This is a genomic window from Eubacterium sp. 14-2 (assembly GCF_000403845.2).
Lineage (GTDB): Bacteria > Bacillota > Clostridia > Lachnospirales > Lachnospiraceae > Petralouisia.
The window spans coordinates 117,062-128,650 of record NZ_KE159568.1; the positions used below are offsets into that span (position 1 = coordinate 117,062).

General features: G+C 42.9%; 5 protein-coding genes. All 5 read right to left on the reverse strand.

From position 1 onward, the window contains the following. Positions 1–17 precede the first annotated feature (17 nt). Positions 18–3,809, reverse strand: a complete 3,792-nt coding sequence (locus tag C805_RS17795; RefSeq protein ID WP_016215339.1) for a hypothetical protein — start codon at positions 3,807–3,809, stop codon at positions 18–20. Between the two features lie 476 nt (positions 3,810–4,285). Further along, positions 4,286–5,017, reverse strand: coding sequence for a DUF3800 domain-containing protein (locus C805_RS17800; protein ID WP_016215340.1), 732 nt, complete (start codon positions 5,015–5,017; stop codon positions 4,286–4,288). Between the two features lie 334 nt (positions 5,018–5,351). Beyond that, entirely contained in the window at positions 5,352–9,911 is a 4,560-nt protein-coding gene (locus C805_RS17805; RefSeq protein WP_016215341.1) for a phage tail tape measure protein, read from the reverse strand. 323 nt (positions 9,912–10,234) lie between these two features. Continuing rightward, positions 10,235–10,726 (reverse strand): hypothetical protein, encoded by a 492-nt coding sequence (locus tag C805_RS17810; protein ID WP_016215343.1) that lies wholly within the window; start codon positions 10,724–10,726, stop codon positions 10,235–10,237. A 403-nt stretch (positions 10,727–11,129) separates the two neighbouring features. Next, the gene (locus C805_RS0105890; RefSeq protein WP_016215344.1) at positions 11,130–11,312 is read right to left on the reverse strand and encodes a helix-turn-helix transcriptional regulator; all 183 of its coding nucleotides are present in this window, start codon (positions 11,310–11,312) and stop codon (positions 11,130–11,132) included. Positions 11,313–11,589: the final 277 nt, after the last annotated feature.

Here is an 11,589-nt window from a genome sequence, read left to right on the forward strand (position 1 = left end):
TTATTTCCGGTCTGCTTTTATAAAAATCTCCTTGCGCCTAATGAATTATGATTCCTGCCCAGTCCCCCGATACGGTGGTCAATGATTTTCCCCGCTTTAATATCTGTGGCAAGGTGCCTGTTGATTTCCTCACCAAACGCTTTCATGTCAGTTACCCCGTTCATGGTGATTCCTCCCATGTTTACAGTCACATCCCCACCATTATACTGGTTGTTTTCCGTGATGGAAGCCGGGAGCGTCTCTGGCGTTGTGATCTGTGCCGGGATGCCTGGGATTCCAAACTTCTCTCGTATTATGTCTGTGGGAAGCTGGGAGATCTCCCACAGCCTCTGTGTCATCTCATTGGTGAATATCCTGTCGCCTTTTCCGACTTCCCGGAGCACCCCTTTGTCTTTGTCAAACTGGAGTTCATTCCCTCCCTCGCCCAGGAATGCGAGCTGGTCATAAGGGATGTTGTAGGCACCGACCTTAAATCCGTTTATCCCGATTGCCTTCAGTTTCTTATACAGGGTTCCGGAGGATTTCTGGTTGTCGTATTTTACACCCAGAAGTTTTGCCAGTTCTTTCATCTGTGCGGTGGTCAGGACTTTTTTGCTGAATTTATCATAGAACTTTTTGTTGATGTCGGAAAGGTCACTGCGTTTTGCACTGGTTTTCTTCAGATTTTTATTCAGATAGGAGAGTGCGGATGTTTTCTGCATGACCGCAGCAGAATCAGAAGCGGAACTGTCCGTGATTGCCGCATCCTGTGCGGAAGAGTCTTTCCCCGGTGTTAATACTGTCCCTGTATTGACAGTTCCCGCATCAACAACAGTCGTTGGGAGTTTCCCGCCGACAGGAGGCTGCCATCCCGCCGGAAGCCCGGGTATCTGTGTCCCGGTACCTGCGGTTCCTCCGCCTGTATTTCCGGAACCGGCTCCGGTACCGTCTGCCGCAGCGGACGTATCCGCACCGGAAGCAATCCTGTCCACATAAGCAGTCATTTTCCCATGGAAGTCTTTCAGTTCTGCAAGCATGGCGGAGACAGAAACGGAAATTCCGGATTCATTCAGGACTGCACGGAATTCCTCTGTCGGCATATAGCCGATGCCTGTCATATGTTCTGTGATGGTCTGTACGGAATTTCCTGCGGTCTGTTCCATATCGGCAGTCAGTTCCCCGAAATTCTCAGACAGGGTATCAATGACTGCCTGAACCGCCTCATCAAAGTCTTCCTGTAATTCCGAGAGCATTTCCTTTGTGTCGGAAATATATTTGTCATACTGTGTTTCCGCAAGGTCTTTTTCCGCCTCTTCCAGTGAGACATTCAAAGACTGAACCTTCGCCTTTGTTTCTTCGGATATGTCTCCCGCATATGCTTCAATCTGCTTGCGGAGGGCGGAAATCTCCTTTGTCTTATCCTCTATGGTGTTCTGATAGTCGAATGCGTCTTTCTGTGCGTCCAGCAGACGTTCGTATTCGCTGACCAGTTTTTTCAGTTTACCGGAGAGGGCTTCATATCCTTTGGTATAAAGGTCAATGACTGCATATTTTTCATCCTGTGCACCCTTTACTGCCTCCTGGTAGGATTTTACCAGTTCGTTCCTCCGTTCCAGAAGCGTTTTGTTATAAGGGTCGCCGGCAAGTTCCCGGTTTAATTTTGTAACTGCCTCCTGATAATCCTCTGCCTGCTTCCGGTATGTCTCATAACTGTTTGCATGGAGCCATGCCGCAGACTTTCCGCGCTCCGTCATCCATCCGATACTGTCATCCGCAGTTTTCTCCCTGGACAGTTCATTTATCATGAATTCATATTCGGAAATGACGTCGCCGACGCGCCCTTCCAGATAGTCAAAGCTGTCCCATGCAATCTGCCGCATCTGATTCCGGAATTCCGCAAGGGAAACCGCAGATTCCTCAATGGCTTCTGTCACATCGTCAATCTTTCCGCAGGCTTCATACCATTCGTCTGAAAACTTTGTGACCGCCCCTGTACTCACGGATTCTTCCAGTGAATGCACCAGGTCGGTGCGTTCCTGTGCAAGCACCTGATTCGTGGCTTCCTCATTCTGTATCAGGCGTTCATAATACTTTGTACTGGTCTGGTAGCCTTTTGCCTGTGTAATGTCCATGGCGTTATTGATACGTGCCGCCCTCCGGCTGTAAACGCTTTCCTTATGGGAATAATCTGTTTCAATATTGGCCATCTTTTCCAGTGCAAGGGCGGCGCGCTCCGTTTTTGCTGTCTGCTCATACAGGTCAGAGACTGCCTTTGCGGTATTCATGGCTTCCAGTGCTTCATTATAGCTGGAACATGCAAGTCCGAAACTGTCAGACACCCCGTATGCCTGTTCCAGATATTCTGCCGGAATCAGGAGATTCCTGGACACAAACAGGGACTGGATTTCACTGACAACAGCACTTCCGGAAGCACTGTTTACCGCATGTTTCGCAGTGCCAAAATCAGCCACGGAATCATGGTAGGCTGCCCGGTAAGTTGCTTCATTCTGTGAAAGGTTTGCAATCTGGCTGTCCACGTACCGGTTCTTTGCCCCTGCGGAAGTCTGGTTTCTGGCAGTGGCTGCATAAAGTTCATTTTCCGTATCCCTTCCTGCCACCGTATTTGCGGCTTTTTCCCGTTTTGCCTGTAGGGCCTGTGCATATGCCTGTGCCTTTGCAAGGGTTTCTGCCTCTTTTGCAGACAGTTCATTTTCCACCGCTTCATTATAGGCTTCGCAGTTGTAATAATAAGTCAGGTCGTTTTTCAGGTATTTCTGGCAGTATTCCTTTACCGCCTTTAATGCATCGCTGCTGATTTTCTTCCCGGCTTTGATTGCGGCAGCTGCCTGTTCCAGACGTTTCTTCAGCTTTTTGTCTTTCAGGTTCTTATAGGCCTTTTTTGTATAAAACTTTGCTTTGCCTGCTGCTGTCTTACGGTCTTTCTGTGCGTCTTCCCGCGCTTTTGTATAGGCGTTTACGTCTGCACTGCTCTGGCGCGTCTGCGTGTCGATGTTCTGATTTTTCGCCGCCGTACTCTCAGCATTGGACAGGGTATGACGGTCTGCTTTGGACTGGTTTGCGTCAAGCGTGTTACTTAACTGTTCCTGCCGGAGGTTTTTCTTTTCTTCCTGTGCAGTGAGAGCGTACATTTCAAGGTTCAGCCTGTTTTCCTCTTCCGCATTCTTATTGGCATTGTAACTGTTGCAGTAGGAGAGCAGGGTCTGCAGCTCTTTGTATTCCTTCCCCTTTGCAGTTTTCATGGCATTTACAATCCCGTTAATCGTGGAAGTGGAAATGAGCTTTCCGGCTTTTACCTTTGCAATGGCCTGTGTGAAATATTTCCGGTTCTTTTTGGATACATCCTTCTTATTGGCCTTCCGGATTTTATTCCCGTAGGATGCCCGGTCTTTGGCGGTCTTTTCATAAGCAGACTGGAGGTTCTTCTGCCTTGCGTCAATGTTCTTTGCTTTGTTGTTTAGCAGGCTGTTCTTCCCGGAAGCGGAAGAAGCGGTGGAAAGGCGGGTATCTGTCTTTTCATCAGCAGTGTCTTTTGCACTGTTTTTCCGTTCCGCACTCTGCCCCGCAAGGGAAGCGGAGGCAATGGCATTTTCTGCCATGGTCTTTGTAAGCTCCTGGATGGATTCGTTGTTTGCATTGATCCGTTCATTGTATTCGTGCCATGCCTCAGAACCTTTGGTGACGGTCTTCCGGAGTTCTTTCAGCTTTTTATTCTGGCTGATAATGTTCTTTATCTGTGACTGTACATTTTTATTCAGTTTTGTATAGTCTTTTGTATTGGTGGAGAATCCCCATGTTTCCTTAAAATCCATGGTATTCTGAATGCGTTTGTTTGCAGACTCCAGTTTTGTAAGGAGTTTTTCGTACTTTGTGATGAGGAGTTCAATCTTCTCACGGGCTAATTCTTTCTGGGTCTTTTTGAGCTCTTCTAATTTTTCCTGGCATTGAAGGGCTTTTTCATCTTTGTGTTTAGCTGGTTCGCTAGGCCAGCCGGATATAAAAATCCCTCATGGTTTCCCATGAGAACAGACTATATCTTTTACCTGTTGGGTGTTGTTTTTAAATTTGGGCATAAGAAAAGAGCAGGATATTAATTTCCCTGCTCTTTAAAATATGAATATATTTACTTGTAAAGCGAAAAAACATCCCATATCTGGAATGCCTTTCTACCAAAACCCTATGGTGGACGACATTACAGCCGCCTTACATCCTCATGCACCGTATAAGGGAAATTACTTGGTAAAATAAATATAACATACCATAATAGTGTTGTCAAGTATATTTTATATTATTCATCCAATAATAATTTTGTGTCATGGTTAGTTGAAAAATCAAAGAATCTCCCACCACATAAATTATTCTGGAGCAATTTTACATTCTGAATGCTAGTATTGTCATGTTTTTCGATATTCCTGTAAAATGTATTGGATATGAAATCAATCAATTGTATCAGCGCATGATTTTTTGAATCCGAATATCTTACATCGAAATGGTTGCATATAGGGTTTACAACTGTCAGATGTTGATTTAAATATCCATCCAATGTATATTCAGCATCAGTGGCAATATTCTGTTCATCAATAATTAAATGCATATCTGTAACAGTGTTTCTGTATCTGCTGCAATTTCTGAAAGAATTGTCAAAAAACATCTGAGTAATGTAGTTAAATGTCCTGGCATGGTTTTTAATGAATTCTTTCGTAGTATAATTATTGTCTAACACGATAATTCCAATTTCAAAATCATCTTTGCAGTTCCTTACAATTCTGTCGTATATTTTATTTTTCTTAGTTTCACTTACTTCCGAACCTTTAATTTCACCGTTTTTATCCATTTTATCTTTGTAATTGGCATTTTTCATCAATGACGCTATTCCCTTTTTAAAATACCTTTTTATTCTTTTTGAATTTCTGGTGAACAGTATTGCAATTATAAAATATTTATGATGCTCAATGTCCGTTTTTGTAATGCTTCCAGATTCATCTATAAATGCTGTTAAGAAATTTTTTTCTGTCTCCATAGTAATTTCCCCTATCATTCGTTTTATAATTTCCATTATATAACAATAATCGACAGGAGAGTAGAGAGAACATTTGTTTATTCTTATTCGTTTAAAATTTCATAATATAATTTTAACTCAACAGGCAATCTACCATTACGGATAACCAATCGCTTGTTATCCTCTCGTCTGCGGTATGCAAACCTTTAGTCGTTGAACGTTCCCCTGTTCGGGGCTTCGCTGCTGGTTGCCCAATCCTTATCATTTTCAGACTTTCACGTATGGACGTGTTTCATTCCTTCGTTGTAGTTGATAAGGCTCTAAGGGTTTTCCAGACAATTAGATAGAATTTTTCTTATCCATTGCTGAATAAGTTGGCGTGATTCCACCACTCTTTGTAATTTTTGATCCGTTCTTTCAGCCCGTCGTCCGAAACATCTGCAATGTTGATGCTTCCGTCCCTGACCTGTTTTGCCCAGGATTCTTCCAGACCGATGCTGCCTGCCCGTGCCATGTAAGCCTGATAAGCCTGTTTCTGAATATTGATCTCTCTGGTGACATTGGAGATGGCCTTTTTATATTCCCGCCCTCTGGAAGTGAAGCTGCGGAAGGTTTCTTCCGCCCTTGTTTTCAGACGTTCTATGGCTGTTTCAATCCGTTTGATGGCTGTTTCAATAAAGTCAAAGGTCTCGATGGATTCTTTTGCAGAAGAGGAACCGGAACCGCCTGAACTGCTTCCTCCGGAACCGGAACCCGTACCCCCGGACTTTGCATAAAACTGTGAAGAGTCAAGCTGTGCGCCCTCCAGCTGTGCGCTCAGTTCCTGTTTCAGTTTTTCTTCCGTAATTCCTGTCATGATATTCTTTGCCGCATTCCCTGCTTTTCCCAGAAACGTACTGTTGTCAAATTCCATGTTCTTAAAGTGTAATAAGGCATTTGCAAGATTCTGAATGTAGGAAGTGGATGCTCCGGCTGCATTGGCAATGGCAATAATCTGGTCTACGTCATCCTGGGTATTGATTTTTATGTTGTTTACGTCCATCTTTGAGATGGCAAGGGCTGTAAGGTAATCGGATGTTGTGTCAGAGGCTTCCCCTTCCCCAAGTAAGGATGCAATCTCTTCCCATGTCACGTCTGAAAGTTTCCTTCCGGCAAGGGCTGCACTGTCCTTTGCAAGGGCAAGATATTCTTCTTTTACTGTAAGCCTTTCTGTCACTAACTCTGCTGCATTTACCACGCCATTCTCTTCTAACATGGCAATGGTGGCTTCTTCTGTTTCTGCGGTCAGGTTATCCCAGATCCCGCTGCTGTCGATGACAGAGGTTGCAAGGTCGTCAAAGGCTTTCTGACAGGCATGGATGTCTTTGGGATTCTGTGTGACTGTTTTGATAAAATCATCATATGCTTTTCCTGCACCGCTGAATGTTTTCTCAAAATCTTCATTGTTCAGGATGGAAGACCAGTCGAATTCCTCTCCGTCCTGTACATCGTCATAGACTTCCATGAGGGTTTTGAGGCTGTCGGACAGGGACTGGACACCGTCCAGGGAGGATTTGTAGGATGGCGGTTCTGACGTTTCTGTTTCCGAAATATCCCGTTGGAGTATGTCCCATTCCACAAGCAGGTCTAAAATTTCCTGTATCCCGTCGGCATTGTCACCTGTAATAATCCCGTATTCTTTCGCTTTGTCAATAATTGAGTTGAAAACAGCTTCCCCTTCCTGTGAGCCCTCTGTCTGGAGCATCCCAAGAACATCATTCTCTGTTTTCCCCTGTAACCCGCTTATATCAAAATCAGGGATTATGTTTGTCTTGAATTCCCACTGTTCCACCATAGATTTTAATTCCGGGTACATGGACTTAAAATAATCCGCAACCCCTGCGTCCCCGCTTTCCAGTGCTTTTGCGGACGCATCCATGATTATTTTTGCATAATCCTCCGCCGCTTTTGCAAGCTCCTGTTCCTCTCCCAAAACTGCTGCATCCTGGTATTTCTGGTAGGCCCCATTAATATCATTGAATGCGCTGTCATAAACCGCATTTTTGGATATTTCATCATAAAGGATATAACTGTCGTACATCTCTTTATAGCTTTCGGATACCTCTTTTGCGGCATTGGCCTGTTCTGTCAGGTAATTCCTGAAATTATCTGTGGACAATGGGTTTGCATCGGAAAACATTTCCTGTAATTCCAGAAGTTTTTCATGCATCTCACTTGCGTTCCCGGACAGTTCCACAAACGGGTTGTTGGAGGCTGTTCCTTTCGCTCCATAAGTGATTTCCATGCCATTGTCTTCGAATAATTTCTTGAATTCCTCTATCTCTTTCGGGTTTAATCCGGTTGTGGCCACGGATAAATCCAGTTTCACTTTATAATCGCCATATTCCGATAACATGCGGTCTATGTTATCAGAGTATCCTTGGACAAAGTTTGCGGCATTGTTTGCAAATCCGCCATCGTTGAATTCGTTCTTTGCTTCCTGCCACTGTTTCTGCGCTAATTTATCAAAAGCCTGTGACTGTCCGTTGACTGCTTCCGTAATCAAGTCGATTGCGCTTTTTTCACTGCCGTATTTGTCAATTAATTCGTCCTGGATTAACATAAGGCTTTTGCGGGCTTCCGTGACATCGGAGATGGAGGAGCTGGAATCATTGAGCACCGCTTGCAGCTCTTCCACTTTTGATTTGTAGCTGTCTATGTTGGATTTTGCGCTGTTGAAAGTGTTGCTTACTTCATCTGCTTTCTGCGCAACGTCGCCTGACACACGGATGAAGTTTGAAACCGCTGTTGCAACTGCCTGTATGCCAAGGCTTAACCCTAACGTTAATGCGGAATTTAAAAGCACTGTTTTGATCCTTAATGAATCCGTTGATACACCACAGGAAGCCAGATAGGAGCGGTATCCTGCTAATGATGCAGGGGCTTCTACAGATGTTGTCTGGAGGTATGCTCTTAATTGTGCATTGCTTTCTCCAACTGCTCCATTAAAATTATCTATATCTGCTGTCCCTGCTATTAATTCATCATTCCAACCACTAATAGCCGTTTCTGCATTTCTATAATGGTTTAACTGCTTCTTATACTCAGTAATATTGATCCCCATAAAGTTTCCTTGCAAATCTATCTTATGGGTATCCTTATTATATAATTGCGTTATGCCATAATTCTTATTGAGTGCTGTCATCCCTGCCTGGAACGTGGTGAGGATAACCGGGATCGCCCCTATTGCGTCACCCAGCTTTTCAAACGACTGGATTGCATTGTCAAGGAATGACACACCGCCTTTTATCACATCCTTGTTGGTAATGGATGCTACAAAACTGTCCCATGTATTCTGCAAAGCATTCAAGCGGCCTTCAAGGGAATCCGCACTTTTCCCTGCTTCCTGTAAAGCGGAACCTTCCGCATTTTCATAATCGCCTAACATTTTTGTGTATGTAGACCAGTTAGAAAGTATGCTGCTTAAAACATTCCCCCTATATTTTCCACCAATGTCTGAAATGATATTTGCACGTTCTGCACTGTCTTTAGGGAGGGCATTGTATGTTTCCGCAAGTTCTTTTAAAATGGATATTGGATTGCGTAAGCGGGTTGTCCCATCCACAAACTCCTTCATTTTAATCCCAAGGGAATCTAAGCGGCTTTCCACTTTTCCAAGGTCTTCTTCCGTTGTTTCAAACCCTTCCTCTGTATTCTTCACCTGCTGCAGGTTCATCACAATTGCCTTAACAGCCCTGCCAACGACCTGCCCTGATTCTTTTGTCGTTGCAATGCCAGCCCCTAACAGCGCAGTCATTTGATCCTCAGAAATGTTTGAATTTGCAAGCTGGTTTGCGGCAACTTTAGTTGCATCTGCCAATTCTGTGAGGGATACTGCATTGCGGTTCGTCACTTGGTTCTGAGAATCAAGGAGCGCATTTAATTTTTCCACATTTCCTTGATATCCGTAAGCAGCCGAGGATGCGATTAAATAATCATTCGCAAGTTCTGACGTTAAATCTCCGGCTGATTGCGCGAGCGTTGCAAGCTCTGCCAGAGGCTCTGCCAGGTTTTCACCAAATCCTGCGCGGCTCATTTCCTGTAAACTTGTCGAAAAATTCTTGGCAAGCACTCCATACCTGCTTGCTATGGAATACGATCTCTCTGCAAGTTCATTCAATTTTCGCAGACTTAAATCACTGGTCTTGCTAATTTCAGTGTATATCGTGTCCATCTCTTTCAAGTTGTTAAGCGATGCGCGGAATTTATTTATAGCCAATGCTGACAATGCAAAATAATTCCCAATTTTCACGACATTCCCAAGCATCCCCTTTATACGGTCTGTCGTTGAAACTGCCGCATATCCGGTAGCCCTTACCCCTGTGGTAAAGACCTGAAGCTGATCCGTTGCATTCCTTAATTCATCCCTGTTCGTGACAGAACCAATTACACCGCGTAATCTTTCAGCCTCACGGAGCCAATAAGATGATTCATTTATCTTTGTGTGCTTATTGGTAAATGCGGCAAGCTGGTTCATCAGTTTTTCTTTCTTCAAATCAATGTTTACGCTGATTGGGTTCCTTCTCACAAACTCCCTCGCCTGTGATACAGTACGCCTTACCTGTGCGTTTAACCTATCGCCTGTACTGTTCAGATTGAGGTTAATATCCCTTGCTGACACATTCCTCAATGCATTGCTAATTTCCCTGTTCAACTGGCGGCTGTCCATCTTCGCCTGTATCTTTATCTGCCGGAGGTTCCCTTCCATCTGTCGGATGGTCTGATTCACTCCATTCTTTGTGTCGCCTTTCGCCAGAATCCCGACAAGCCTTAATTTCCGTATGCTTTTCTCCAGTTCCTTAATCTGGGCATTAATCTGTGTTTTGCTCTTCTGCTGATCCAACAAGGCCAACAATTCAATTACAAATTCATTCAATATTTCTGTTTCCTCCTTAATTTTAAGCATAATAAAAGAGAGACTATGAAATAATCTCCCTAAAAATTTACAGTATTCTTTTTAATTAGCATATCCTTTTGCAGCGTTTGCACTGAAACAGCAATCTACCGCGCTTCATCCCTACAACTTCAAAATCATTACAACTACAAACATTGCAACTCATTCCTGACTGCTTTTTAATCAATTCATCCCTTTTATCTTTTGGCAATGTATCAAGATATGAATAATATATGTGCTCAACAAGGAATGCAACTGCAAAGCACCCAATTATAATCAACAGTACCATACACTATACCTCATAATCAGAACTCCCTTTTACAACGGTTGCATACCCTTTTTGCTTTCCCACTCCCTAAGAAGCCCGTCCAGATAGAAAATCCACGGTTCATCATGGTATATTCCTTACTGAAACAATATGGGCATTGCACCTTTGGTACAGCTTTCGCTTCTTGGAAAGCATCTGGGACATATTTCCTGAGTTCCCTCTTTGCAGCATCACTTTTTCCATTTATATCCCTTGGTGGAGCCTGGAATTCTTTTATAAGATAATGAGTATCCCCAAACTTCTCTAAATCCATTGGCTTATCCATTAAAGATGTTATTTCAGTTTTATTGCCCTTTTTATCTTTTAACCCATAATAATACCATGTGATCCAATCAGACTTAGCATCTGCACTACCACCATCATCCAATCTCCCACCACAAACCAGACATATATCTTCACTGTTTTTTTGCTTCAATATATCTTCATTTATCGTCGACTTGCAATGCGGACAAAGAATTGTTCTGCCCATTACCCTACACCCCCCAATAACTGTTTCTTCTATTATATATTATGTTTCCATTATATCACCTGTACCTTTCTACTGCAATCATATGTTTGCTTTCTTTCCACATTTTACCCACTATTTTTCTCCACCATCCAAAACACGAACATATTTTCCCACTTTACACCATCCCACTGTTGTGTTATCATTAGTTCTATATTAAATTTTCATTGTATAGTATCATGTTGATTTTTTTACATTTCTTTCAAAAAATGCTTAATTTTTGCTTATTTCTATTTTTAATTTTGGGATTTTTTACTGTTTTCAAATTCAATTGTTTTTGATTTTCAAGAAATTATATTTTCATTTTCAGAATCCGGATTCCTGAGAAATGGGTTCCTGGTTTATTGGTTGCTTAATTATGTATGTACTATTTTGCATACACTTCATCAAGATATGCCTTGATACGCTCACACATTTCTTCTGAGGGTTCTACCTCATTACGCATCCATGCATAATAATATGTAACGCTCATTTGAACTTTACGGGAAAATACACTGAGCTTCGCGCCTGTATCTTCCATAAACATTTTTACTCTTTCTTTTAAATCCATTCTATTTTTCCTTTCTTTATCCTGTTTATTTACTTTGATTTTCTTTATAAAAACCCACATAAAAATATAAAAAAACATGATATACATCCAGCAGAGGTTGTGGAGCCCTCCGCCGGATGACCTGTAAACATATAGTGGAGTTTTTATATATTACAGGATTTTACATTGTTGTTGTGTGCGCCTAGTGGACTCAGCGCATATACCCCGCTGTGGATACGGAGTGAATACCAATACAGGTGGTGAAACCTGCATCGATCTGAAGGATGAATTTTTGTTT